This window comes from Litorerythrobacter xanthomarinus (assembly GCF_046254955.1).
Classification (GTDB): domain Bacteria; phylum Pseudomonadota; class Alphaproteobacteria; order Sphingomonadales; family Sphingomonadaceae; genus Qipengyuania_C.
In genome coordinates this window covers 1,280,423-1,305,596 of the sequence record NZ_JBJXRG010000001.1, presented here as the reverse complement: position 1 = coordinate 1,305,596, position 25,174 = coordinate 1,280,423, and the positions used below count along the sequence as shown (strand labels likewise).

The 25,174-nt window shown below is 61.4% G+C and carries 23 protein-coding genes and 1 tRNA gene; 10 read left to right on the top strand and 14 right to left on the bottom strand.

All coding sequences use genetic code 11. The annotated features are described in order from the left end of the window. Position 1: 1 nt before the first annotated feature. On the bottom strand, positions 2 to 2,101 hold the full coding sequence (locus tag ACEWMW_RS06600; protein ID WP_409413099.1) for an alpha-galactosidase: 2,100 nt from the start codon (positions 2,099 to 2,101) through the stop codon (positions 2 to 4). 136 nt (positions 2,102 to 2,237) lie between these two features. Here ACEWMW_RS06600 and ACEWMW_RS06595 point away from each other — a divergent pair, with 136 nt between their 5' ends. Then, the gene (locus ACEWMW_RS06595; RefSeq protein WP_409413098.1) at positions 2,238 to 3,734 is read left to right on the top strand and encodes an SLC5 family protein; all 1,497 of its coding nucleotides are present in this window, start codon (positions 2,238 to 2,240) and stop codon (positions 3,732 to 3,734) included. A 2-nt stretch (positions 3,735 to 3,736) separates the two neighbouring features. On the opposite strand, the gene ACEWMW_RS06590 is transcribed toward ACEWMW_RS06595, so the two are convergent. Continuing rightward, positions 3,737 to 5,242, bottom strand: coding sequence for an NADP-dependent isocitrate dehydrogenase (locus ACEWMW_RS06590; RefSeq protein WP_409413097.1), 1,506 nt, complete (start codon positions 5,240 to 5,242; stop codon positions 3,737 to 3,739). A 96-nt stretch (positions 5,243 to 5,338) separates the two neighbouring features. Between ACEWMW_RS06590 and ACEWMW_RS06585 the strand changes: the two genes are divergently transcribed. Beyond that, positions 5,339 to 6,214, top strand: coding sequence for a LysR substrate-binding domain-containing protein (locus ACEWMW_RS06585; protein WP_409413096.1), 876 nt, complete (start codon positions 5,339 to 5,341; stop codon positions 6,212 to 6,214). Positions 6,215 to 6,477: 263 nt separating this feature from the next. On the opposite strand, the gene ACEWMW_RS06580 is transcribed toward ACEWMW_RS06585, so the two are convergent. Continuing rightward, positions 6,478 to 7,134 (bottom strand): TetR/AcrR family transcriptional regulator, encoded by a 657-nt coding sequence (locus tag ACEWMW_RS06580; RefSeq protein ID WP_409413095.1) that lies wholly within the window; start codon positions 7,132 to 7,134, stop codon positions 6,478 to 6,480. Between the two features lie 97 nt (positions 7,135 to 7,231). On the opposite strand from ACEWMW_RS06580, the gene ACEWMW_RS06575 reads away from it, so the two are divergent. Genes ACEWMW_RS06575 through ACEWMW_RS06560 form a run of 4 tightly spaced genes read left to right on the top strand, consistent with a single transcriptional unit; the run spans position 7,232 to position 11,556 of the window. After that, positions 7,232 to 8,368 (top strand): ABC transporter permease, encoded by a 1,137-nt coding sequence (locus ACEWMW_RS06575; protein WP_409413094.1) that lies wholly within the window; start codon positions 7,232 to 7,234, stop codon positions 8,366 to 8,368. Next, positions 8,368 to 9,111 carry an ABC transporter ATP-binding protein gene (locus tag ACEWMW_RS06570; RefSeq protein ID WP_409413093.1) on the top strand — a complete coding sequence of 248 codons (744 nt, stop codon included), beginning with the start codon at positions 8,368 to 8,370 and terminating at the stop codon, positions 9,109 to 9,111. Before ACEWMW_RS06575 ends, ACEWMW_RS06570 begins: the two co-directional genes overlap by 1 nt. Before the next feature lie 25 nt (positions 9,112 to 9,136). After that, positions 9,137 to 10,135 (top strand): HlyD family secretion protein, encoded by a 999-nt coding sequence (locus ACEWMW_RS06565; RefSeq protein WP_409413092.1) that lies wholly within the window; start codon positions 9,137 to 9,139, stop codon positions 10,133 to 10,135. Then, complete coding sequence (locus tag ACEWMW_RS06560; RefSeq protein ID WP_409413091.1) at positions 10,135 to 11,556, top strand: efflux transporter outer membrane subunit; 1,422 nt, start codon at positions 10,135 to 10,137, stop codon at positions 11,554 to 11,556. Before ACEWMW_RS06565 ends, ACEWMW_RS06560 begins: the two co-directional genes overlap by 1 nt. A gap of 132 nt (positions 11,557 to 11,688) precedes the next feature. On the opposite strand, the gene ACEWMW_RS06555 is transcribed toward ACEWMW_RS06560, so the two are convergent. The 5 genes from ACEWMW_RS06555 to ACEWMW_RS06535 all read right to left on the bottom strand — a co-directional run bounded on the left by ACEWMW_RS06555 (position 11,689) and on the right by ACEWMW_RS06535 (position 14,505). Continuing rightward, positions 11,689 to 11,764, bottom strand: a tRNA-Lys gene (locus ACEWMW_RS06555). A 26-nt stretch (positions 11,765 to 11,790) separates the two neighbouring features. Continuing rightward, a complete protein-coding gene (folK, locus tag ACEWMW_RS06550; RefSeq protein WP_409413090.1) occupies positions 11,791 to 12,297 on the bottom strand; it encodes a 2-amino-4-hydroxy-6-hydroxymethyldihydropteridine diphosphokinase in 507 nt (168 codons plus the stop codon). Then, positions 12,282 to 13,145 (bottom strand): N-carbamoylputrescine amidase, encoded by an 864-nt coding sequence (gene aguB, locus ACEWMW_RS06545; RefSeq protein ID WP_409413089.1) that lies wholly within the window; start codon positions 13,143 to 13,145, stop codon positions 12,282 to 12,284. Before aguB ends, folK begins: the two co-directional genes overlap by 16 nt. 32 nt (positions 13,146 to 13,177) lie before the next feature. Then, complete coding sequence (locus ACEWMW_RS06540; protein WP_409413088.1) at positions 13,178 to 13,654, bottom strand: YybH family protein; 477 nt, start codon at positions 13,652 to 13,654, stop codon at positions 13,178 to 13,180. Beyond that, positions 13,654 to 14,505 (bottom strand): class I SAM-dependent methyltransferase, encoded by an 852-nt coding sequence (locus ACEWMW_RS06535; RefSeq protein ID WP_409413087.1) that lies wholly within the window; start codon positions 14,503 to 14,505, stop codon positions 13,654 to 13,656. Before ACEWMW_RS06535 ends, ACEWMW_RS06540 begins: the two co-directional genes overlap by 1 nt. A 111-nt stretch (positions 14,506 to 14,616) precedes the next feature. On the opposite strand from ACEWMW_RS06535, the gene msrA reads away from it, so the two are divergent. Together msrA and ACEWMW_RS06525 are read left to right on the top strand one after the other, a co-directional pair. Then, the gene (gene msrA, locus ACEWMW_RS06530) at positions 14,617 to 15,159 is read left to right on the top strand and encodes a peptide-methionine (S)-S-oxide reductase MsrA (RefSeq protein ID WP_409413086.1); all 543 of its coding nucleotides are present in this window, start codon (positions 14,617 to 14,619) and stop codon (positions 15,157 to 15,159) included. A gap of 44 nt (positions 15,160 to 15,203) precedes the next feature. Then, on the top strand, positions 15,204 to 16,031 hold the full coding sequence (locus ACEWMW_RS06525) for a hypothetical protein (protein WP_409413085.1): 828 nt from the start codon (positions 15,204 to 15,206) through the stop codon (positions 16,029 to 16,031). 24 nt (positions 16,032 to 16,055) lie between these two features. Here ACEWMW_RS06525 and ACEWMW_RS06520 read toward each other — a convergent pair whose 3' ends face one another. Together ACEWMW_RS06520 and ACEWMW_RS06515 are read right to left on the bottom strand one after the other, a co-directional pair. Further along, entirely contained in the window at positions 16,056 to 16,547 is a 492-nt protein-coding gene (locus ACEWMW_RS06520; RefSeq protein ID WP_409413084.1) for a DM13 domain-containing protein, read from the bottom strand. A 99-nt stretch (positions 16,548 to 16,646) separates the two neighbouring features. Then, positions 16,647 to 17,879, bottom strand: a complete 1,233-nt coding sequence (locus ACEWMW_RS06515) for an RsmB/NOP family class I SAM-dependent RNA methyltransferase (protein ID WP_409413083.1) — start codon at positions 17,877 to 17,879, stop codon at positions 16,647 to 16,649. 57 nt (positions 17,880 to 17,936) lie between these two features. Here ACEWMW_RS06515 and ACEWMW_RS06510 point away from each other — a divergent pair, with 57 nt between their 5' ends. Continuing rightward, complete coding sequence (locus tag ACEWMW_RS06510) at positions 17,937 to 18,095, top strand: DUF1674 domain-containing protein (RefSeq protein WP_409413082.1); 159 nt, start codon at positions 17,937 to 17,939, stop codon at positions 18,093 to 18,095. Here the strand turns inward: ACEWMW_RS06510 and ACEWMW_RS06505 are convergent. The 4 genes from ACEWMW_RS06505 to ACEWMW_RS06490 form a co-directional block, all read right to left on the bottom strand. Further along, positions 18,092 to 19,492, bottom strand: coding sequence for a cytochrome P450 (locus ACEWMW_RS06505; RefSeq protein ID WP_409413081.1), 1,401 nt, complete (start codon positions 19,490 to 19,492; stop codon positions 18,092 to 18,094). The two genes, ACEWMW_RS06510 and ACEWMW_RS06505, sit on opposite strands and share 4 nt — an antisense overlap. A gap of 41 nt (positions 19,493 to 19,533) precedes the next feature. After that, on the bottom strand, positions 19,534 to 20,556 hold the full coding sequence (gene hemH / locus ACEWMW_RS06500; protein WP_409413080.1) for a ferrochelatase: 1,023 nt from the start codon (positions 20,554 to 20,556) through the stop codon (positions 19,534 to 19,536). After that, positions 20,553 to 22,838 carry a molybdopterin cofactor-binding domain-containing protein gene (locus ACEWMW_RS06495; RefSeq protein WP_409413079.1) on the bottom strand — a complete coding sequence of 762 codons (2,286 nt, stop codon included), beginning with the start codon at positions 22,836 to 22,838 and terminating at the stop codon, positions 20,553 to 20,555. The genes hemH and ACEWMW_RS06495 overlap by 4 nt, the downstream gene beginning before the upstream one ends. A gap of 107 nt (positions 22,839 to 22,945) precedes the next feature. Then, positions 22,946 to 23,902, bottom strand: coding sequence for an Mrp/NBP35 family ATP-binding protein (locus ACEWMW_RS06490; protein ID WP_409413078.1), 957 nt, complete (start codon positions 23,900 to 23,902; stop codon positions 22,946 to 22,948). Between the two features lie 93 nt (positions 23,903 to 23,995). Between ACEWMW_RS06490 and hflK the strand changes: the two genes are divergently transcribed. Beyond that, positions 23,996 to 25,174, top strand: a complete 1,179-nt coding sequence (hflK, locus tag ACEWMW_RS06485; RefSeq protein ID WP_409413077.1) for a protease modulator HflK — start codon at positions 23,996 to 23,998, stop codon at positions 25,172 to 25,174.

Sequence of the window (25,174 nt, the reverse complement as noted above, 5' to 3'; positions counted from 1 at the left end):
CTCAAGTGACTGCTTCCAGGTGATAGATCAGACAGGTATCGGGATGCGTTTGCGGCAAGCGCAAGCCGTAGCCGATCAGCGCGGATCCGGCAAAGCTGCCGCATTCGCGCTCCAGGAATTCCGGCCAGATCATGCAAACACGATAGCGCCGGCCGGGATCAAGCCCCTCGAAATACAGTATGGGAGGATGCGGGGACGGATGCTGGTCGAGCACCGCGATTTGAACCAGCGCTTCAGACTTATCGGCGTTCACGACCAAAATCCCCGATAGATGCTCCGCCGTTTCCAGCCGATGATATTCGCCTGCGTGGATCAGCGCGCGATGCTGCTTGTGCAGCGCAATCGCGTTCTTGAGCACCTCGCGATCGGCCTCGCTCTCCCGATCAAGATCGAGCTCGATCCCCATATGGCCGAACACTGCCGTGCCGGCGCGAAAATGCATGTCGAAGCGCCGCCCGGTGATGTGGCATTTTTTCGGTCCGACATGATTGCCGAGCACTTCGAGCGGCAGGAAATGCGACGCGCCGCGCATGATCGCATGGCGCAAACGGGCATCGTTATTGTCGCTGGGCCATATGCGCCCGGTGCGCTCAAGCATGTTGTAATCGGCGCGCGCGCCGCCCGACGAACAGCTTTCGATCTCTAGCTCGGGACACTCCGAGCGAATGCGATTGATGAGAGCCGAAACTGCAATAACCTGCTCATGCATCACCGCGCGCCCATCGCCGCCGCCGGGATGCTGAATATCGCGGTTCATGTCCCATTTGATGTACGCGATACCGAGCTCGCGAACGAGGCAGAAGATCCGCTCGAACAGGTAATCGCTCACTTCCGTCCGTGTCAGGTCGAGTGGCAGCTGATGACGCGATGCAATCGGCTCGACCCCTTCAACTTGCAGCAGCCAATCAGGATGCGCGCGATAGAGATCACTGTCCGGATTGACCATTTCCGGTTCGAACCAAAGCCCGAATTCCATGCCGAGGCTGCGGACGTGATCGGCAAGCGGTTTGAGACCTTCGGGAAACACATCTTCGCAAACATGCCAGTCGCCCAGCCCGGCACGGTCGCTCCGGCGCGCAACGAACCAGCCATCGTCGAGCACAAAACGCTCCGCGCCGACTTCGGCGGCTTGCTCGGCCAGGGCAAACAGCTTTTCGGGCGAATGATCGAAGTAGACCGCTTCCCAGGTGTTGAAATGGACCGGGCGCGCCGGATCGCCCTTGAGCAGGTCATCGCGCACGAAGCGGTGCAGGCGACGGGTAACATCGCCGTACCCAGTGTTTGACCAGCATGCGAACAGCGGCGGCGTCAAGTATTGCTCACCTGGTTCAAGCACAATCTCGCCGGGCAGGAGCAACTCGCCCGCCTGCAGCGAGATGGCGTCATCAGATAGCCGATCGACTCGCATCCGGTGATTTCCGCTCCAGCCGAGATGGAAGGCGGCGGCGAGGCCATGCGTTTCGCTCGTCGTCGGCTCGCCCAAATAGAAACCCGGATAGCTATCATGGCTGGTCCGCCCCTTGCGGTTTTCGCGCAGGAACGAGCCGCGGATCAGGTCCACCTGCTTGGTCTGAAATTCGCCGGCCCACTTGCCCGTAAAACTCGTCAAGCGCGTCAGACGAGGATCAAGCGGCAGGCAGACGGCAGCGCACCATTCGAGCGAGAGCGGTTCTTCGCCCGCATTCTCGATCATTGTCACGAACTGGATCACCCCGCTGTCGCCTGTCCGGTTGATAATGTGGTGCAGTGTCAAACCGGTCGGTTCATCCACGGTCGTGATACGGTAGAGGTCTTCGCGCTCGAAGACCTCTGTGACGCGCGGATCGAGTGCCCAGTGATTACCGGCGCAATGCGCGAGAAGCCCGGGCGGCGAGGGATTCCCCGTGCCGATGCAGTTGAGCCATGAGGGTGCAATCGGCTGCTCGGGCCCACCCGGGGCATGCTGGCGCTCGGCCAGTTCTTCCAGCTCTTCCGCTGAGGCGCCCGGCAGGTCGGGACCCCCATAAAGAACCTGCAGGCGCTCGCCGGTTGCAGCTTTCACCACGATCAGCGCGCCACCCGCCCGCAGCGAAAGGTGGCCGTTATGATTGCTGGACTGCATCACTTCCCTTCGCCTACTGCTTGCCGGACAGCATGTTGTAAGTTTGAAGGGCCAAACTGTGTTGCCCGACACGGTGATCGTCAATGGTTGCCCTTATTCAACTTTTAGTCAATAAGGTTGCTGGGAGGGTAAGCGAGTGATCAATTTCGTCCAGGTCGCAGTTTTCCTGGCCTTGATGGTCATCCTGGCTGTGCTGACATGGCGCAAGGTCGCTGCTGCGCGCGCCGCCAGCCACGCTTCGGCAGACCGGGAGATCTTCCTCGCAGGCGGAGGCCTGTCATGGTTCTTCGTTGCGGGCGCGATCACCCTCACCAACCTCTCGACCGACCAGCTTGTCGGGATGAACGGCAACCAGATGATGCTGCTTGCCTGGTGGGAACTGGCCGGATTTATCGGCCTGATGCTGCTCGCCTTTGTGTTTGTGCCGATCTACTATCGCAACGAATGCACCACGATCACCCAGCTGCTCGAGAAGCGCTATAGCGGGGCAAGCATCCGCACCGTCATCTCTGGCCTGTTCCTGTTCGGCAATTTCGCGATCTACCTACCAGCAGTGATCTACTCGGGCGCGCTCTTCATGCAGACGCTGTTCGGGGTCGAGGCATCGGTTACTGCTATTGCCGCGATCTTTGCGGCGGTGGGCGCAGCCTATGCGATCCTTGGCGGGCTGCGCGCGGTGGCCGTGCTCGATACCTACGCCGGAGTCGGCATACTGGCGCTCGCTTTGGTCGTCGTATTCCTAGCCATGCAAGCGGTCGGCTGGGATATCACGACAGGTGTGCCCGAAGAGCGCCTCACGATGATTGGCTCGCTCGATAGCCCGATTCCGTTCCACACGCTGTTCACCGGCATGCTCTTTATCCAGATTTTCTACTGGTCGACCAACCAGAACATCACGCAGAAGGCGCTCGCCGCACCCAATGTGAAGGAAGCGCAAAAGGGCGTGATTGCAGCGGCCATCATCCGCGTGCTGATCGTGCCGCCGATCGTGGTCATACCAGGCATCGTCGCTTTCAAGCTGTTCGGCGATGTCGACGACCGGGCCTACGCGATGGTCGTCGGCGAAGTGCTGCCCAGCTGGACCAGCGGCATGTTTGCCGCGATGATCGCGGCGGCTGTACTGACGACCTATTCTGCAGTGATGAACGCCACGATCACGCTTTGGTCGGTGGACTTCCATCGCCGCTTCATCAACCCCAAGGTCGACGTGAAGCGCCTCAACCGCATCGTCGGCATACTCGCCATGCTGGTCTCCATCGCGCTGGTTCCGATCTACGCCGGGGCAGAGAGCATCATCAACCTGCTGCAGGAACTCAATGGCCTGCTCTCCATGCCGATCCTTTCGGCATTTATCTCGGCGCTGATGTTCCGCAACATGGATGCGCGGGCGGCCGTTGCCGGCCTAGTATGGGGCTTTTCGATCTACGCGTTCCATACCTTCTACCTATACGTGCCGGAGAACTTCGGCGGGGTGAGCTGGTATGCGACGATCGGCCTGCCCTGGGTGCATTATATCGATGTGATGCTGTTCGTGCTTTTCTCGTCGGTAGTGGTGGCCTTGCTCACAAACCTTCTGGTGTTCGGCAGAAAAGCCAGCCTAGCCTTCGGCCGCCAGGCTGGCACTGCCACCTGAGTCTATTGACCTTGCCCGAGTGAATAGCCCGCTTCACCATCGAAGCTGTAAAGTTGTTCGGTCTTGATGAAATCGATGCCCGCAGCCGCAAGCCTGCGCTGAATTTCGACGATCATCGGCTTGTTGAGCGAAAGATGCCCTTGCGGCTGGAAACGGCAGCGCCAGTGATCGGTGCAGAATGTCGCGGGATTGCCTTTGGGCCATACCTTGACGCCGCGATTGGTGATCATCTGAAGCGGTATCAGCCCTGCCGTCGCTACCTGCAAGTCACGGGCTAGCGTTTCAGGGTCAGCTTCGCTCATGACGAAGACATCAATGCCTTCTAGTTTTCGCTGTGCGCGATTCCGCGGAGCCGGAGTCTCTTGTGCCCGGTCCGGGATCGGCGCCACGTCTTCGTAATCCACCGGAGTGAAAGTCTGCGGCTTGCTTCCCAGCCGCTCGATGACCGCGTCGGCGAAAGCTTCCGTGCCCAGACGCTCCTTCGATGAACCTTCGCGATAGATATCGCCCGGATGCAGGCCATCCTCGATTGTGCGCAGCCAGGCATTATGAATGCGCGCAGCGGTCTTGCCCTGCCCGAGGTGCGTCAGCATCATAACGCCGGCCAGGATCAGGCCTGATGGATTGGCGATACCATTGCCCGCGATATCGGGGGCCGAACCGTGGATTGCCTCGAACATGGACAACCGTTCGCCGATATTGGCAGACGCGCCCAGCCCGACCGATCCGGTCAGCTCGGCGGCGATGTCGGAAACAATATCGCCATACAGATTGCTGGTCACGATCACGTCAAAGTCTTGCGGCCGAGCTGCCAGTCGCGCCGAGGCGATATCGATGATCATGTGATCCTGCTCGATCTCGGGATATTCTTCGCCGATCTCGGTGAACACCTGCTGGAAGAGCCCATCGGTGAGCTTCATGATGTTGCTCTTGGTGAAGCAGGTAACCTTCTTGCGTCCGTTCGCCTTTGCGTATTCGAAAGCGTGGCGCACAATGCGCTCGCATCCCGGCCGGCTCACCAGTTTCAGGCATTGGTACACATCGTGCGTCTGGCGATGTTCAATGCCTGCGTAGAGATCCTCTTCGTTCTCGCGCACGATCACGATGTCGAGCTCGGGGTGGAGCGTGGAGACCGAAGGTGCAAGCGAGCGGCAAGGCCGGACATTGGCAAATAGGCCGAGCGTCTTGCGAAGGGTGACGTTCAAGCTCTTGTAGCCAGAACCCAACGGAGTGGTGATGGGCCCCTTGAACAAGGCATCGGCGTCGGCAAGCACGTCCCACGCCTCGTCGGAAATGCCCGAGGAATACCCGGCGCGATAGACCTCCTCGCCAACCGAAATCGGCACAGCCTGGAATTCCGCTCCGGCGTCTTCGAGGACGCGCAGCGCGGCATCCATGATCTCCGGGCCGATCCCATCACCATGAGCGATCGCTATGGTCGGGACAAGCGCAGGTAAAGATGGGGAAGACGGCGACGGCTGCTCGAAAACTGCGGGAATTGTGGCCATGAGAAATGCTCCTGATTGCTGTTGCAGCCGATCTAGTGAGCACGGCGGATTTATGGAAATTGATAATTGGAACGAAATCTATTAAGATTATCAATAGTGCCTACAGCCGATCTCGATCCCTCTTGCCTGCGAGCATTTGTCACCGTGGCGGATTGCGGCGGTTTTACTGCGGCATCTCAGCGGCTCGGCCGGGGGCAGTCGGCGGTATCGCTCCAGGTGAAACGACTTGAGGACCAACTCGGCGTCCAATTGCTCGACAGGCGAACGCGGCAGGTTGGACTAACCCCGGCGGGAGAGCGGTTGATCGACCGCGCGCGTCAGCTTCTGGCGATGCACAGGGAGCTGGCGGCGAGCGCAGCTCTCCCGGAAATTGCAGGCGCCGTGAGGCTTGGTGTACCCGAAGACTTCGCCTCGACGCACTTGCCCGGGCTTCTGGCCGAATTCGTCCGCGCCCACCCGCGCATTTCGCTTGAGGTAACCTGCGAACTGACCTTGCCTATCCTGGAGCGGTTCGATGCCGGCGAACTTGATTTGGTCCTGTTCAAGCGGCGACCTGGTGCCGGAGAGGGAGAGACCGTGCTGCACGAGGATTTGGCTTGGGTCACCGCGAAAGATGCGATGATACCGAACCCAGAAGAACAGGTGTCGCTGGTCTGCGCGCCTCGCCCTTGCGTCCTGCGCGACCTCGCTACAAAGCTGCTCGACCAGCAAGGGCGCGGCTGGCGGATCGCCTTCAGTAGCGGTTCGCTGGCAGGCAACCTTGCCGCGCTGCGCGCCGGGTTGGGGATTGCACCTCTGCCGCTTGAAATGGTGCCGCCCGACCTTGTTGTCCTCGACCCTGCCATATTGCCCGCATTGCCGGACATCGAAACGTCCATGCTGGAAGCCGCGAGCCTGTCACCTGCGGCACAGCTCCTGCGGGACTCAATCCGCGAGGCGCGCCAACAGAACCTCCTTCTGCCGACGCGTTGACGCTGCGTGCCGGGTACCGATGACGCGCGGCTCTCTGGCAATACTGACTATGCGAAAAAGTTGAGAACGGCGCAGGCGGATTGGATGCAACTCTGTCAGTTCCGTAGGCATAAAGACTCAAAATTGGCTTGCTGTGAACAGACAAGGTTCTCTCAGTTTCTAGCGCCAGTTCCCTCCACTCGGCTCGTCCCGCTAGCTGATGAATTTGGGGCTTCCGAGATCCGCCAACAATCGGGACGATACCGATGATGGCCAAGAAATCCCTACCTCGCGTAGAAATGGAGGAACACGTCGACCGCGCCCTCGATGCGCTCGCGATTGCGCTTGGGATCGTTGGGCCGGCCGAAGCGCCGTTCAAGATCTCCCATTCCCTTGCACATCGAAACGAATTGCTCGGCTGCCAGCGTCGTATCCCCCACTTTGACTTCTCCAGCTGCATCCAGCGCCTGAAGAAATGCGGCAAATGCGGTCTTCATCCGGTAGGGCCCGGCGTTCAGGAATGCCTCGCCGATTTGCGGGTCGTGTTCGGTTTCGGCAGCGATTCGCCGCTCGAACTGCACCATTTCCGGACGCGACAGGAAAGCGTCAACCGCTTCGCCAATCGCCAGCAACCGCTCACGCAGTGTGCCATGCGGCATCTCGGCCAAAGTAAAGTGTCCGCGCATTTTCGCGCACTGGGCATCGACCGACTCGGTGAAGAGCCCCCGCTTGTCTCCGAAGTGATTGTAGACCGTGACCTTGGATACGCCTGCCAAGGCAGCGACCTGCTCGATTGAGGTGGCCGCGAAGCCGTTCTCGAAGAAAGAATCGGTCGCCGCCTCAAGGATGGAATCGCGCTTGTCGGCATCGACCGGCCGGCCGCGCCGAGAGCCGTGTGCCAACTCCTTGTTTTCTTCAGCGATTCCATCACCGCTTGACAAAATGAACGCCCCCGTTCAATTAAACGCTCCCGTTCACTAATGGGCCGCGCGAATAGCAAACGCAAGGCCTACACCAAAGCAAGGCTCCTCTCCACCCATGCTCTGGATCGCAATCCGAATGCTGACCGGCGACAAGCAGAAGTTCTATGGGCTGCTGTTTGGTATCGCCTTTTCCACCCTGCTGATCACTCAGCAGCTCACGATCTTCATCAACCTGATCGAACGCGGCGCGAGCGGTGTCTACAACGAACCAAGCGCCGAAATCTGGGTGATGGACCCGGTCAGCCGGACAAGCGATGTGAGCTACGCGATGCCATCAACCGCGCTCGACCAAGTGCGCTCCGTCCCAGGTGTCGCATGGGCAGTCCCGCACCTGCGCGCCAACGCTTCGGTCCGCACCCGGACAGGCGATCTGGAAGGCGTTGCAATCATCGGCGTCGACGACGCTACTCTGATCGGATTGCCCAAGCGCATGTATGCCGGTTCGCCCGAAGTACTGTCCCAGCCTGACAGCGTCATCATCGATGATGGCGGCGCTTATAACATGTTCGGGCCCGAGGCTGATCCGATTGGCGAGCGACTCGAACTCAACGATCAACGCGCAGTCATTCGCGGGGTTGCCGATACCATTCCCAGTTTCACCAGCCAGGCTACGCTTTACACCAAGTATAGCCAGGCACTGAATTATGTCCCGGGGACCCGTAACCGGATGACGTTCGTGCTGGCCGGAGTCAGCGACGGAGTTATACCTGAAGTAGTTGCCGGACGCATTGAATCACAGACCGGATACAAAGCCGAAGTTCGCGAGGACTTTGCTCGTGCCGGGGTCAACTTCATTATCGAGAATACCGGAATTCCGGTCAATTTCGGGACGACGGTCGTGCTTGGCTTCGTCGTCGGCGTGGCGATTGTGGGCCTGACATTCAGCTTGTTCATTCGCGACAACATCAAACAGTTCGGCGCGCTCAAGGCAATCGGCGTGACAAATTCGCGGATTATCCGGATGGTTGCGGCGCAAGCCGCGCTGGTCGGCTCGATCGGCTATTGCCTTGGTGTAATCGGCACCGTCGTATTTATATTCGGGTTTGGCGAAGGGCCCTTTTTCAAGGGCTTCTATGTCCCCTGGGCAATCCCGATCGTCAGCCTCGTAGCGGTCATCGTAATCCTCGTCATTACAGGGTGGATTGCGCTGCGCAGCGTGCTCAATACCGAACCGGCAGCGGTGTTCAGGTAATGGCTACTCAGATGGACACCACCGCAATTGGCGGCTGCGCGCCCGAAGCGGCGATTTGCGCGCGCGGTATCTCGCGCGATTTCGAGACCGGTCAGACGACCATCCGCGTCCTTCATGATATCGACACCGACATCCATCCGGGCGAGATGACATATGTCGTGGGCGAAAGCGGTTCTGGCAAGACCACCTTGATCTCGATCATGTGCGGCATCCTGTGGCCCACCGAGGGTGAGGTACGGGTATTCGGGACGGATATTTACGCTCTGTCAGATTCCGAACTGGTCAATTTCCGCTTGCAGAACATCGGCTTCATTTTCCAGCAGTACAATCTTATTCCCTCCATCGATGCGGCTTCCAATGCCGCCGTCCCATTGATCGCCCGGGGGATGGATCGGCTCGAAGCGCGCGACCGCGCTTGCGCAATGCTGGAAGCGCTCAATATCGGCGACCAGTCAGACAAGCTGCCCAATCAGCTATCGGGCGGCCAGCAACAGCGCGTCGCTATTGCGCGTGCGCTCGTTCACGAACCGCGCCTCGTCGTTTGCGATGAACCCACCGCTGCCCTCGATGCGAGCTCCGGGCGGCGCGTGATGGACCTGCTGCGCGAAGTCGCGGTGGCCAAGGACCGCGCCTGCATCATCGTCACCCACGACAACCGGATTTTCGATCTCGCCGACCGCATCCTCGTCCTTGAGGATGGCCGGATTACCCATGACGGCACTGAAATGCCTGATGGACACTAAACAGGCACCAGCCAGGAACACGATTATGGCCCTTCTCCCCGAAAACCTGAGCTTCTCGCGCAAGGTCCTGCCGATCATTGCGGTCGTGGGCCTGATTATCGCGATATATTTCATTGTCGCGGGATTGCCCGACCGCGAGCTATCCGAGCCCGACCAGCAACCACCGAGCGCAACGGGTGAGTTGGCCGATGCCGCGCGGGTCGCAGGGGCGGGTGTGGTCGAGCCGTCCAGCGAAATCATCGACATCGGCACGGCTTTGTCGGGCCTGATCACCGAACTGCGTGTCATGCCGGGTGATTTTGTTGAAAAGGGAGAGTCGCTCTTCGTTGTGGACCAACGTGCGGCCCAATCACGCCTGCGCGAAGCCAATGCGGCCATTGCGGAGGCGAGGGCGTCGATCCGCGAAGCGCAGACTGCGCGCGACACTGCGGGCCGGCAACTGGATCTCTATCGCCAGATCGATGATCCCGCCGCGGTGAGCCGCGCCGAGGTTATCCGGGCGGAAGGTGATGCCAGCGGCGCAGCCAGTCGCTTCGATCTGGCACGGGCGCGTCTCGCGGTTGCCCAGGCGCAGGCGGCAAGCGCGCGTACCGAACTCGGGCGGCTAACCGTCCGCGCGCCGATCAGCGGCGAAATCCTGGCCGTCAATATCCGCCCCGGCGAATTCGTCAGTACGATGGGCGGTTCATCTGAGCCGTTTATCCGCATGGGCGAAACCCGCCCGCTGCACATTCGCATCGATATTGACGAGGATGAGGCAAGCAGGGTCAAGCAAGGTGCCGAGGCTTATGTGTCGCCGCGCGGTGCTGCAGATCGGAAAGTCAGAGCACGCTTTGTGCGCGCCGAACCGCTGGTGGTGCCGAAACGATCGCTCACGAATTCGGCTGCCGAAAGAGTCGATGTGCGCGTACTGCAACTCATTTACGAGCTGCCGCCGGAAGCGCGGGACATCTTTCGGGTCGGACAACAGGTCGATGCATTCATCCCGGCGCGAAATGGCTCTTCAGAGCGGGCTGGCGCGTAATGAGGGCCAAACCCATCCTGCCGCTCGTATCGGCATTGGCGCTTGGCGCCTGCGTGGCTGGGCCGCCGCCGAAGATTGCTACGCCGGTCCCTGAGCTGCCGACAGAGTTCTTTTTCGCTACCGACGTGGCGGATCAGGGCAGTCTTGCAGCGCTGCTCCCACAAGATGATCCCGCATTTGCGGCGCTCACTGTAGCAGCATTGGCCGACGCTCCTACGCTCGCCGAAGCGCTAGCCCGCATCGATGTCGCCCGTGCAGGAGCAGATAGGGCCGGTGCCGAGAGGCTGCCGAATATCGGGGCGGACGCATCGGTTCGAGCAACGCGTACCAATCCTGCGCAGTTCGGGAGCAATCTTCCCGAGGGCGTCTCCTTCGATGCAGAGCAGACCTCCTACGGCGCGAACCTCACCGCGAGTTGGGATCCGGATTTGTTCGGCGTCCTGCGCGCGCGGGAGCGCGCAGCCATGGCACGGGTGAACGCTGCGAGCGCAAATGCTGTTGCTGTGCGCAACGCCCTATTGGCCGAAATTGCATCGACGGTTATCGATTGGCGCACGCTTGATGCCCGCATGGCGAGCCTGACGCAGGATCTCGAAGCGGCCGAACGTCTGGCTTCGCTTGCCGGCGCGCGCGAAGAGGCAGGCATCGCGCCGGGATTCGACCGTGTCCGCGCCGAAGCGGCAGCAGCGGGATCGCGCAGCAGGCGCGCAGCGCTTGCAAGCGAGCGCAATCGTCTGGCCGGCCGCCTAGTGACGTTAACCGCTCAGCCTGGGTCCGAAGTGCTTGCGGCGCTCGCGCTCTCGCCGCCACAAGCGTCGCTCCCCGAAGCGCCGCGTGCAGTTCCTTCGACCTTGCTAACCAACCGGCCCGATGTCTTGGCAGCCGCAGCAAATCTCGCCGCAGCCGACGCTGAACTTGCAAGCGCTGCTCGGCAACGCTTTCCGCGGCTGACCCTTTCCGGAGTGCTTGGCCTGCTTGCCTTCGATCTGGGCAGCCTCTTCGACAGCGATTCCTTCATTTATAGCGGCGGAGGAAGCCTAGCCGCACCTCTGCTAGATTTCGGCAGGATTGAAGCCGGGATCGATGCGGCAGCCGCTGAAAAGCGCGCCGCATTCGCAGCCTATCGCGGCGCGGTCTTCACAGCGCTGGGCGATGCGGAAGCGGGCTATGGCCTCGTTGCCGCAGCTGATGCTGAGGCTGCAGCAGCCGCGATCGAGCGCGACCAGCTTGAGCGGGCCGCGCGGCTCGCCGATACGCGCTACCGAGCCGGTCTGACCGATTTCCTGACTGTCCTGGAGGCGAGGCGCGCTGCCGATGCCAGCGGCGAACGCGCTGCTGCGGCGCTGGGACGCGCACAAAGAGCGCGTATTATCCTTTGGCAAGCGCTCGGCGGGGGCGAGAATGACCGAGGGCCCAGCTAGTCTTCGCTGAAAAGCATTGTATCAATCCAAATGACGATGCGAGAAGATCGGTCGCAGTTACGACTTCCGATTTGCGGAGAAACTCCCCGCGATCCGCAGAGCAGTCAGATCGCTCGGATATTGCGAACTGTGTGGTGAGCCCTGCTGGGTTCGAACCAGCGACCTACTGATTAAAAGTCAGTTGCTCTACCGACTGAGCTAAGGGCCCCCATGGGACATTCGGTATCCGCGCGCTCACCTAGGGATGGGCCGGTTGCGGGTCAAGCGGGCATTGAGCTGCCGGAGCGAGAACCCGCTCACAGGATCGCGCCAGTCGCCTGCAATTTGCGAAGCGGGGCCAAGCACGAAGTCGCGTTCGCGGAAGCGGGGATGCGGAATCTGCAGCTGCGGCGATGCCCAGATCCCCTCATCCCACAGCACGATATCAAGATCGAGCGGACGGGCGCGCCAGCGCTGGCCGCGGCGCTGTCGACCGAACACGTCCTCTGTGGCGCGCAACAGGCCGAGCAGCTCCTCCGGATCGCGTTTGGTCTCGATCACCGCAACCGCATTGGCGTAGCGGCGCTGCGAAGGGCCGATTGGCGCCGTGTCTATCACGTCCGAGACGGCGCGAAAAAACAGGCCCAAGTCTTCCAGTACTTCGATCGCGCTGGCCAAGACTTTGCGGGGCGAGCCATCGCGCGCCGTGCGCATATTGCTCCCGAGCGCGATGAGATAGGTGTGGCTCAGATATCCTCGCACAACCGGCCATAGAGCTGCGGGCGGCGATCGCGGAAGAAGCCCATGCCGGCGCGGTGCTTGGCTGCGCGTTCGAGATTGAGTTCGGCCACCAGCACGCCGCTCTCTTCGCTGCCAAATTCCGCGATCATGTCGCCCCATTCGTCGCAAATAAAGCTGTGGCCGTAGAAACTGTTGCCAGCCTCCTGTGTGCCTTCGTGACCGATCCGGTTGCTCGCCAGCACCGGCATGCAGTTCGATACCGCGTGGCCAATCATCGCGCGGCGCCACATCCGGCTAGTGTCGAGTTCCGCGTCATAGGGTTCGGAGCCGATGGCAGTAGGATATAGCAGCAATTCAGCGCCCATCAGCGCCATCGCGCGCGCGCATTCCGGATACCACTGGTCCCAGCAGATGCCGATCCCGATCTTGGCGTCAAAGACATCCCACACCTTGAACCCATCATTGCCGGGGCGAAAATAGAACTTCTCCTCATATCCGGGCCCGTCGGGGATATGGCTTTTGCGGTAAGTGCCCATGATGCTGCCATCGGGCCCGATCATGGCGAGCGTGTTGTAATAGTGATGCCCATCCCGCTCGAAAAAGCTGGTCGGGATCGCGACACCGAGCTTTGCGGCAAGTTCCTGCATCGCGGTGACCGAAGGATGCTTCGCCGTGGGCCGCGCGAGCGCGAAAAGCGCCTCGTCTTCCTCGCGGCAGAAATACTCACCACTGAAAAGCTCGGGCGGCAGGATTACCTGCGCGCCCTTGCTTGCCGCCTCTTCGACCAGTGCAGAAACCGCGGCGATATTCACCGCCTCATCGGGTGCATGGAGCTCCAGTTGCAGTGCGGCGACAGTAAGCACGGTCATGCGCTGCGGTTACTGCGCTGCCGGAGCAGAGTCTAGCTTGAGTGGTCGGCGATCATCTTCCAGCCATCGTCTTCGCGCCGGAAGACCAATGTGGTTGTGCCGCTGGCTTCGTCCCTGTCTTCCCAGTTGAGCGAGAAACGCCCGATCAGCAGGGCGTGGTCTGGCCCAAGCGGGCGGAAATCGAGCGTTTCGATCGCAAGCGTTCCACGATTGGCTGGATTGTCGAAGTCGAATCCCTTGGCGTAGTAATCCGCCATCGTGTCGCGCCCGCGGATCAGGCCCTTGCCCGTGACGAAGCTGGTCTGCGGATCGGTCGAGTAAACATCGATAAAACGATCCATATCGCCTTCGTTCCAGCCGGTAACACTGTCAGCCAGCGCGGCTTCGACCGCTGCTTGCTGCGAGGCAGTGGCCTCTTCGGTGTCCTCCGAGACCTCAACCGAAACCTCGGGCGAACAGGCCGCCAGCATCGCCCCGGCCAGAACCGGGGCGATAAGCCAGCGCTTCATCAGGATTGCTTCCGGAACAACAAGGTCATGCGGTCGCTTTCACCGATTGCACGATGGCGTGCCATCTCTTCTTCTGACTGGCGACCAAATCCGAGCGAGGGAGGAAGCGTCCATACGCCGCCTTCCCAGTTGGCGGGATCGTTCGGATTGGCATTGATTTCGCTTTCGGCAACGAGCTCGAAACCATTGGACTCAAAAATCGCAACCACATCCTGCTGGCGCAGATAGCCGCGCTGGCGTGCGCCGTAGTCATCATAGCTCGCGCCTTCGGGTGCACGGTGCTGCACGACACCAACCATCCCGTCATCTTTCAGCATCGCGCGCAGGCCCTTGAGCACATCGTCGGCGATATTGTTGTGATGGAGGCCGTGCATCGAGCGGAAGATGAGTGCGCGATCGACCGTGCCATTCATTTCCTCAGGCACTTCGTCGATCTCGTAGGCATGCACCGCGTCGGCTTCGACACCCATACCCTCGGCAAGGCCTTCCTTGAACCGCTCGGTCCAGCCCTTGGCGCGCGCTTCCTGCGCCCGGTCGCGATAGTTGCCGCCCTCGCTATTGCCATTGATGGCGACATACTTGCCTGCAGGCATCAGGTAAGGCGCGAGCACGCGGGTGTACCATCCGCCGCCGGGGCCCCACTCCACAACCGTCATGCCGGGTTCGACCTGGAAGAATGCCAGCGTTTCAGCCGGGTTGCGGTATTGATCGCGCGCGCGGTCGTCATCGCGGCGTTCATGCGCCAACACGTCTTCCAGACTATGCGCACCGGCGCCGTGATGATCGGCGATTGCGGGTGTCGCGATGGCCAGCGTTGCGATGCCGGCCAATGCCAGAAATGCCTGTTTCATTTGAGATGTCCCTCTATCTTCAATGTGATGCCCCTGTCCTGACGCAATGACAGTGCGATGACAAGCGCGCCGAGAATACCTATCTGTTCGGCGAACAAGGAGTTTCGACGAATGGCAACTACACAGCAGGCAATCATCGCAGGCGGATGTTTCTGGTGCACCGAGGCGGTGTTCCGCGATGTGATCGGAGTAAGCGAAGTCGAATCGGGCTATATCGGCGGCCATACCGCCGATCCGACCTACCGCGAGGTATGTTCGGGCAGCACCGGCCATGCCGAAGCGATCCGTGTCACGTTCGATCCTGATGTTATCTCGGTTGCCGAAGTATTCGATATTTTTCTCGGCACGCACGATCCGACCCAGCTCAACCGGCAGGGCAACGACATCGGCACGCAGTACCGCTCGGCATTCTTTCCACTCGATGAGGTGCAGAAGGCTGAAGCCGAAGCGGCGATTGCTCGCTGGAACGAGGAAAACGCCGGGCAGCGTGCGGTCACCACGATCGAGGCGCCGACCCAGTGGTATCCGGCAGAGGACTATCACCAGGAATATTGGGAAGGCGAAGGCCAGCGCAATCCTTACTGTCTGGCGACGATCCCGCCCAAGCTTGCCAAGCTGCGCAAGAGCTACCAGGCCAAGGTCAAGGCTGACTGATCGACCGCTTGTCCCGAAGCCGCGTCTGGGCTTAGAGTGGCAGGATGCAAAGCGCTCCGGGCAAGATTTATACGCACGATCGCAAGGTAGCCGTTGATGGCACGGTGTCCTTCACTTGCTCGCAGGATCAGGAGATGTGGCCTTGGCTGGCATTGCACCCACACCATCCGGCGGTGGTGCAAACACAGAATTACTGGACCGCCGTCGAAGGTTCGCAAGCTCTCGACCGGATCGAGCAGGACAAATGGACCGCGATGGTCTGGACCGATTGGGAATTCGGCAGCCCGGACGTAAGCCAGGCAGTGCGCGGAGAATACGCGCGGGCAACCGACGAAAGCTTCGGATTTGTAACGAGCCTGTTCGACTGCGACGACCAGTTGATTGTGCGCATGCGCGGCAAGGGTGTGGTCTTTCGCACGCGCGACTTCGAAAAATGGCGCGAGCCGGCAAAGGAAGAGGCGCGGCGGAATGCGATTGCTGCTGCATTCGCCTATGCTAATCGCGAGGCTCTAGCGCTTGAAGAAGGCGAACGCAGGTTCTTGTCGCCATTGGCAGACGTCTCGCCGCCAAAGGCGGTTGCCCTGATCACCAAGGAAAACGGCTTCATGCCGGGAAACAGATTCATTGGCGGATCAGGCGATCACGTTAACGCGACGCACCTGTCTGAAAGTGCGCGGCAGATGCTCACCTTGCTGATGGGCGGGACTCCGCACCGTATTACTGGCGGCGAGATGGCGATGAACCGCTATGTCGAGTTGGGGACCCCGTTCACGCTGACCGTTTCCGGGCGGGAAGACGGCACAGTGCACTTGACTGTCAGCCAGCTCGACCGCGACTGTTCGGAAGTTACGCTGCGCTTCGAAACCGGCTGATAGATCCGACAGCGCAGAGGTGCTCTAACTCGTAGAAGACGCGAGTTCGCGATACTGCGCCGCGGTGATGAATTCGCCGAAGCTTTCGCACCAGATCACCACGGTTGTGTAATCCTCGATGTTCACGCCTTCGGGGATGTCGAGAATGAACCCGTCAAAACTTTTCACCGCGCCGACACGGACAGCCTCGCTCTTCGTCCCGGCGAACTCGCCTTCATCCTCTACGAACTCCTTGGTGAGATAGACGAAGTAGTCGGGACCCGGAGCCAATTCACCCTGATGCGAGATCGACGTTGCGGAGATGCTGATCGTGCCCTCGCCCCAATGTAGCGCGTCACTACCGCGCAGCTCGCGGGTCAGCTTGGCCGAATATTGCGCGGCAGCGGCGCGCTCTTCGAGTTCGGCTGCCTCGGGCGCAGGCGGCGCGGTAAGGATGGGAAGAAAGAATACCCCGGCAGCGAAGCCGATGGCTATTGCTCCCAGGTGAGTGATTGCAAGCAGGATGATCTTCTTCATGGCAGGCCTCCCTGGCCCTCGGGTTCGATACTTGATTTCACGAGGATACGCACGGCAGCGAAGCGAGGTTACATCCCTGCGAAAAATTGTTGCCGGAATTCACTTCGTCCAGCGCGCTATGAAGAACCCGTCGAGACCGCCATGCTCGGCCGCCATTCCGGGATCGGTTCTCAGCCAGCCTTCTGCAGTTGGAGTAAGACCTTCAGGCAAGTCCTCCGACTTGATAGGATCCAATGCGAGCGAGACCTTTCTGGCCTGCTCCGCACCCTCCTCATCCTCAAGCGAGCAGACAGCGTAGACGAGCGTTCCGCCGGGTTTGAGCCACTCCTGAGCGCGTTGGAGCAGCTTGGCCTGAAGCTCGGCCATCTCCTCGATCTGGCGCGGACCAATCCGGTGGATGACATCGGGATGGCGGCGGCAGGTGCCTGTGGCGGTGCACGGGGCGTCGAGCAGTATTGCATCGAACTGGTGCTTGGGCTGCCAGGTCAGCGCATCGGCGCGAACAGGTGAGGCAGAAAGCCCCGTCCGCTTGAGATTGTCTTTCAGCAGCGCCAAGCGCCGCTTGCTCATATCGAGCGCGGTCACCTTCCATCCGGCAGCGGCCAGTTGCAGCGTCTTGCCGCCGGGCGCTGCGCACAGATCGAGCACATGCTTGCCGTCGCCCGCTCCGAGCAAACGCGCCGGGAGCGATGCGGCGAGATCCTGCACCCACCAAGTGCCATCTTTGAAGCCGGGCAGGCCTTCGACGCCCGCTCCCCGCGCGATGCGCACATGGCCAGGCATCAGGCTGTCGCCTGAAAGTTCGTTCGCCCAGCGTTGTGTCTCACCCGCATCGCGCAGCGTCAGGTCGAGCGGTGGGGGCAGCGCCAGACCGGCTGCAATCGCTTCCGAGCGTTCGCCCCACCGTACCGCCACGTCAGGCGGCAACGTGGGATTGTGCGGCAAGGTGACTTCGCCTCGGGTCAGCGTCGAAAACACACCATGGGCAAGCCGCTTGGGTCCACCCGACAAGAGCGGCAGGGCCGTTGCGATCACCGCATGCGGCGGCGTATCGAGGCGCAGCCATTGCGCCAACATCATCCGCAGCACCATGCGCGGCTTGGCATCGGCCGGCAGCGCCTGCTTAGTCGCGCTATCTATCAGAACATCGAAATCGACCAGCCAGCGCAGCACTTCGCCAGCGATCGCGCGCGCCAAAGCCTTGTCGGCAAAACCGCGCACCTGCCGTGTGGCCGGGCCAAATGCCTGGTCGAGCGTTTCCCCGCGCCGCAATACGGCATCAAGCATCTGCAAGGCCGCGCGCCGCGCGGGAAGACCGGAAATATGCGTCATCAGGAATGCGCCCTATCTGCGATTGCAATCCTGCGCCACCCGCTCCACATTATAGCCATGGCAAAAGACAAGCCGAACAAGACCAAGGACTTCAAGAAGCCCGCGCACTGGAGCAATGATCCGCCGCCCGAGCCCGCTGCGCCCGAGCTTGACGAAGAGCTCAGCCCGACGCGTTATGGCGACTGGGTCAAGAACGGCATCGCGATCGACTTCTAGAGAGCTTTGAATTCCACCTTCAGGCCGTCTTTCGGCTTGGGAATCGGCCACGCCTGCCATTGCGGATCATAACCCTCGGCGATTTCGATCCGGTATTGCGGCAGCAGCTGCGCCATCAGGATCTTCACCTGCATATAGGCGAAGTGCAGACCGAGACACATATGTGCGCCTCCGCCGAACGGCACCCAGGCGTATTTATGGCGCGCTTTCACCTTCTCCGGCGTGAAGCGCATCGGATCAAAGGTGTAAGGATCCTCCCAGTGCTCTTCGGAATGATGGACGTAATGCGCGTTGATGCCCACCGGAGTGCCGGCCGGAATGCGGTAACCGCCATATTCGAACTCGCGCAGCGCGCGGCGCGGGGTTGAGGGCACCGGCGGCACCATCCGCAGTGCTTCCTTGAAAGCCATTTCGGTGAGATCGAGCTTGCCCAGGTCCTCGTAAACCAGATCACGCGGCCTGCCCTGGGCATCCGGGCCGCCAGTCACGGCGATGATTTCGTCACGCAGCTTGCCCTGCCATTCGGGGTTCTTCGCCAGCAGCCAGACCAGCGAGGTCGCGCTGGAAGTGATTGTGTCATGCGCGGCCATCATCAGGAAGTTCATGTGATCGACGACTTCGTCCACCGCCAACAACGAGCCATCCTCATGCGTGGCGTTAGCGAACTGGCTGAACATATCCTGCCCGCCGCCTGCTTCGCGGCGCTTGTGCGTTTCCTGCGTAAAAAAGTCGACCAGGAACTCGCGGCCTTTGACTCCCTTGCGCATCAGCGTGAACGGCAGAGGCTTGCGAACGGGCGCGACCGAGGCCTGCACCATATCGACGAAGGCTTCGTTGATCCGGTCAGCTTCGGGACCCCACGGAATGCCGATGAAGCTGTCTGCGGCAAGATCGAGCGTGAGTTGCTTGATCTTGGGATAGAACAGCATTTCGCCTGCCCAGTTCGCCACTTCCTTCCCGATCCCGCGGTTGAGCGCGCCGGAATAGTGGCGCATCGGTTCGGGCTTGAAAGCAATCGATAGCGCGCGGCGATCGGCGCGGTGATGGTCAAAATCCATCAGCATCAATCCGCGCGGGAAAAGCTGGTCGAGGATCGGCCCCCATCCCTGCTCGGACGAAAAAAGCTTCTGTCTGTCAAACAGAACGAGCTCGTTCGCATCGGCTCCGATCAGCGCGACATTCCACCCGCCAAAAGCGCGGTTCTTGTAGACCGGGCCGTAGGTCTCGACCATGCGGCGGGCCATGGCATGCGGATCGGCCAGCATCTTGAAGGTATTGCCGACGATCGGCAGCCCGGCCTCGCCCGGGATGTGCGCGAGGTCAGCTTCGCTGGGATTGCCCTCGGTCCAGTGGGCCGGCTGCGCTTCAACCGGCGAATGTGCTGCAAGTGTGGCCATCGATTTTCCTTTACTTACTTCAATGTAAGTAATTCGTTACGTCAAATCCAGCCCGCAAGTTCCCTGCGCATGATCTGTTCGAGCATTTGCATGCCGGGATCGGAGTCGTTGAGACAAGCCAGCGCGGCGAAATCGGTTCCGCCCGCCTCGCAAAACTGCTCCTTGCCCTGGATGGCGATCTCTTCGAGCGTTTCGAGGCAATCGGCGGAAAAGCCGGGGGTTGCCACCGCGAGCCTGCGGGTCCCCCGCTCGGCTTCCGCAATCAGAGTTGTATCGGTGGCAGGCTCCAGCCATTTGGCTCGGCCAAAGCGGCTCTGAAAGGTTGTTTCGATGCGCAATCCGGAGCGGCCCAGCAGTTCTTCCAGCAAGCGCGCGGTTTTCTGGCAATGGCAGTGATAGGGATCCCCAAGCTCGAGCGTGCGCTGCGGCATGCCATGGAAGCTCAGCAGCAGCACTTCCGGCTCAAAAGACAACCCATCAAGCTGGCTGCCGATGTTCTTGGCCAGCGCGTCTATATAGGCCGGATCGTCATGATAGGGCGGGAGGTACCGCAATGCAGGCTGCCAGCGCATATCGGCCAGCACGCGGCCCACCTCATCGACAACCGTTGCGGTCGTGGCACTCGAATATTGCGGATAGAGCGGGGCGACGAGGATGCGATCGCAGCCATTCCCATGCATAATCTTCAGCAGCGCTTCGATCGAGGGAAAGCCGTAGCGCATCGCCCAATCGACCTCGACGCCTTCACCCAGTAACTGTTGCAACCCCTCAGCCTGCTTGCGCGTTATGACCGCCAGCGGCGAGCCCTCATCGCTCCACACCTGGGCGTAGGCATGCGCGGACTTCTTCGGCCGCGTGTTGAGAATGATGCCTCGCAGGATCGGTTGCCACGCAATCGGCGGGATCTCCACCACCCGCCGGTCGGACAGGAATTGCTTGAGGTAACGCTTCACTGCCCCGGGCTCTGGCGCATCGGGAGTGCCAAGATTGACCAGCAGCAGGCCGACCTTCCCGCTGCGAACCGGCGGGTGCTGGGCGGGGAGTTGTTGATCTTGCCAAGTCATACTGGATCGCCCGCTAGCAGCGGAAGCGTACGATAGCGATTCCCTGTCGCTGCATAGATGGCATTGGCAAGTGCCGGTGCGACCACCGCCACGCCCAGTTCTCCCGGATCAGCCGCGGGCTCATCGCTCGAGAGGAAATCGACCGTAATCTCGGGGCACTGCGCCAGCCTCGGGATACGCATATCTGACAGGCGCCTGACACCAGGCAAGCCACGTTCGTAGTCGAGCTTCGGCGCCAGCGCGAGCGAGAGTCCGAACAACAGGCCGCCTTCGATCTGCTGGCGCGCGATATCCAAATTAACGATCCGCCCGATATCGACCGCCGCCGTCAGCCGGTCGACCACGATCCCGCCTTCACCCATGCGCGCTTCGGCAATGCAAGCAATGCGCCCTCCCGCCTCACGACTGCCGATCCGGTGGCAGGCGAGGCCCTGCCCGCCCTGGCCGACATTGCCGCCTTCCCATCCGGCGATCGCGGCGGTTCGGCGCAAGCAGCCCACCATCCGTGTGTCTCCGGCAAGCATGCTGATGCGGTACGACAGCCGCTCCTTGCCATGCCTTGCAGCGATCTCGTCGATGAAGCTCTCGGTGAAGAAAGCAGTGTAACGATGCGCGTTGCCGCGCATGCGTCCGGCGGCGAGCGGCAGAGACAGCGGCACATGGTCAAGCGCGACATGAGGGATGTCATAGATCGGGAACGCGCCTTCGCAGGCGAGCGGATCGGCCTTGCCTTCGCTGCGCTCGATTGCGGCGACTGCAGTAGCATTGTCGAATAACCGCTCGCCGAATTCATGCATCACGGGCGGAAGTGCGAGCCGGGCCTGCCATGCGGAAATGGCTCCCTCTCCCTCAATCACATTCGCGCTCAAACGCGCCGCGACCGGCGGGCTGGGGCGTGTCATGAGATGTTCCTGCCAGCGAGACCAAGTCAGCTGGACAGGACGGCCGATCTCCTGCGAAAGGATCGCGACCTCGATCGCATGGTCATTCTCCAGCCGCCTGTCGAAACTGCCGCCTGCGGCCACCGGGTAAAGCACGACATCTTCGGGGGAGAGACCAATCGCACGGCCCGCAGCAATGCGGGCCTGCTCGGGTGCCTGTGAGGCAATCCACAGCTCCAGCCGTCCATCGACCAGCCGCGCGGTCGCGCTGGCCGTTTCCAGCGGCGCATGCAGCGCGGGATGCACATCGTAGCGCGCAGCCATGCTCGGTGTGACGAGCAACTCATCGGGCTCGCCCCGCTCACTCACCCGGCTCGCTTCGCCTGTCTCGATGGCTTGGCTCAAGCGCGATTCCATCGCCACCGAATCCACCGGCTGCAGTGACCGGAAACGCGGGCGCATCGCATCGAGCGCAAGATTTGCGCTCCACCAGCTGTTGCCAACGGCGGCGAGCCAGCGCTTGGCCTTCACGGCTCCTACAAAACCTTCCGTACTCGCCGCAGTATTGGCATCGAAATCGACCAGCTCGCTGTCGCCATGCGGTGCATGACGGATCGCGGCATAGACCATGTCGGGAAGCCGGATATCTCCGGCGAACAGCAAGTTCCCGCCGACCTTGGCCGGCAAGTCCAGCCGCGGAAAAGCGGACTCGCCTTCACCTTCTCCGGGCAGCGGCTCTTCGGAAAAAGCGGTTGGACGCAAAGGCGGCGGATCGGGCGGATCAAGCAGCGCGGCTTCGCTTACCAGCTCGCCAAAACTGGCGCGTCGCTCGCCATGGGTCACGAACCCGGCGCTGACCACGCATTCCTCGGGCGCCACATCCCACCGCTCTGCCGCAGCTTCGGCCAGCATTCCCCGCGCCGTGGCGGCGGCCAACCGGCAAGGCCCTTCATAGGCTTCAAGCGAAGTCCCATCGGCAGTCAGGTTGAAGCGCTCGCTCTCGGCAAACCGGCGCGCGCGATAGTCTTCCAGGCCTTCACCGATATTGGGCAACATGCCGTGCCACAGCTGTGACCATTTGCTTGCGAGCGGTATGTTGGGATAGGCACCCGAAGGCGGGACCGGCTCGACCGCGATCTGGCGCCAGTCCGCGCCGAGTTCCACCGCAATGATCTGCGGCAGTATAGTGGTGACACCCTGGCCCATTTCCAGCTGCGGCACCGCGACGGTAACGACCCCGTCCTCGCCGATCTTGAGCCAGGCGTTGAAAGCGTGCTCTCCCCTTCCCGGCTCGAGCGTTGGCGCAAAGCTGCGCGGCAGCAATGACCAGGCGACCAGCAAGCCCCCGCCGGCAGCAACGCCTGCGATCAGCCCGCGCCTGCTCACTGTGATATCAGGCAAATTCGGTTTGGGGAGCTCCCGCAAGGCGGCGGGCAATTCGCGCTCGCCCAGACGTTTCCTCTGCGCGCCGACCCAACCCGCAACTCTTTTGCGCAGGGCAGGAATGTCTAGGCGTCGAGCCATGCCGCCAGCTGCTCTGCTATCTGTCTGAAGGGAGCGCTCGTGTCATCGTCGCGCGTTGCGGGCGGCGTGCCGCCATCACTCGCTTCGCGGATCGCCATGTTCAGCGGAATGCGGCCCATGAAAGGGACATCCATCGCTTTGGCAGCGGCTTCGACACCGCCCTGACCAAAAGGATCGCTGATTTCACCGCAGTTCGGGCAGACATAACCTGCCATGTTCTCGACCAGGCCGATCAGCGGGACACCGGCTGCATCGAACAGCTGGGCTGCGCGCTGGGCGTCGATCAATGCCAGATCTTGCGGAGTCGAGACGATCACCGCGCCAGCAGGCTTGTGCTTCTGCAGCATCGAAAGCTGCACATCACCGGTGCCCGGCGGCAGATCGACCAGCAAGGTATCGACTTCGCCCCAATGGGCATCGATCAATTGTCCGAGCGCGTTTCCTGCCATCGGCCCCCGCCATGCGATCGCCTTGCCCGGCTCGACCAGGTGTCCCATCGAAAGCACCGGGATGCCGTGGGGGCTCTGGACAGGAATGAGTTTCTGTTCTTCGGCCTGCGGTCGCTCGCCCTGATTGTCGAGCAGCGTAGGCTGCGAAGGGCCATATATGTCGGCGTCGACCACGCCGACCTTGCGGCCCATCCGGTGCAATGCCACCGCCAGATTGGCGGTTAGGGTCGATTTCCCGACCCCGCCCTTGCCCGATCCGATGGCAACGATGCGGCGCTGGACTTTCTCGGCGGTCATCGCCACGCGTACTTCCGCTATTTCGTCCAACTGACCAAGAATGTCGCGAACCGCTTCTTCAAGTTCCCCGCGCTTGCTCGCATCGAGCCCGCTCACGTCGAGCACCAATGTAGCCACGCCATCTGCCAGCTTGGCAGAGCGAACACGCGATGCGATTGAGGCGGGGAGCCGCGATATCAGAGCGTCCTGATCCATGCTGCGCGCCTCCTAGCACCAATTTCGCCAGCACAACCCCCAAGATTTTCGTTTGGCACTGTTTTTCCGCTGCGCGGTTCCTATAAAGGTTGCATGAGGATTTTTAACGGGATCGGACGGTCGATCGGACTCGCCATGGCGGGCAAGCGAAACCCCTGGGGCAAGCCCTCGGCGGGCGGTGGTAATGGCAGCGGCGATGGAGGTGACGGCGGGGATGGCGACACGCCATCAGAGCCCGCCGGCGGTTCCGACGGTCCGCGCAATCCCTGGCTCCCTGGTGGCGGCGGCAATGATGGAAAGCCGCGCCGTTCGGCCAATATCGAAGACATCTTCAAGCATCGCGGGCCTGAAGGTCCTCGCCGCGGCGGCCCCGGCGGTCCCAATTTCAATTTTCCCCAGCGGCCCGGCGGCAAGAGCTGGTTTCCCGTGGCGCTGGGCGCGCTTGCGCTGATCTGGATCGGTTTTTCCAGCATCCACTTCGTCCAGCCGCGCGAACAAGGCGTCGTCACCTGGTTGGGGGGCAAGTATTCGAGCACGATGAACCCGGGTACGAACTGGACAATGCCTTTCCCGATCCAGACCGTAGACGTGATGGATGTGAGCGAGATCCGGCTCGAAGAAATCGGCTCGAATGGCGAAAACCTGATCCTGACTGGCGACCAGAACCTCGTCGACCTGTCCTACATCGTGCGCTGGAACATCAGCGATCTTGTGGCATACAAGTTCGAGCTGCCCGATCCGGCGGAAGCGGTGCGCGAAGTCGCCGAATCCGCGATGCGCGAATCGATCGCTGAAACCGATCTTGACCGGGTGCTTTCGGGTGCCGGCCGTGAACAGGTCGAGGCGAGAGTCCGCGCACGCATGCAGGCAATCCTCGACGCATATGGCGCAGGCATCGCGGTCCAGGGTGTCGAAATCGCCCGGACAGAAGCGCCCGAGCAAGTTATTGCCGCGTTCAACGACGTGCTTGCCGCGCGTCAGGATGCCGAGCGCGAGCTTAACCAGGCGCGGCGCTATGAGCAGCAGCTCCTTGCGCAGGCGCAAGGTAGCGCGGCCGAGTTCAACGAAATCTATTCGCAATATCGTCTCGCGCCCGAAGTGACGCGGCGCAGGCTCTATTACGAAACAATGGAGAGTGTGCTGCGGGGAACCGACAAGACCGTGATCGAAGCGGGCGGTGTTACCCCGTACCTGCCGCTGCCCGAAGTGCGGCGGCGGTCGGTAGATGCCGGACTTTCGCCCGCTCCCGCCACTCCGCAGGGGAACCGTTGA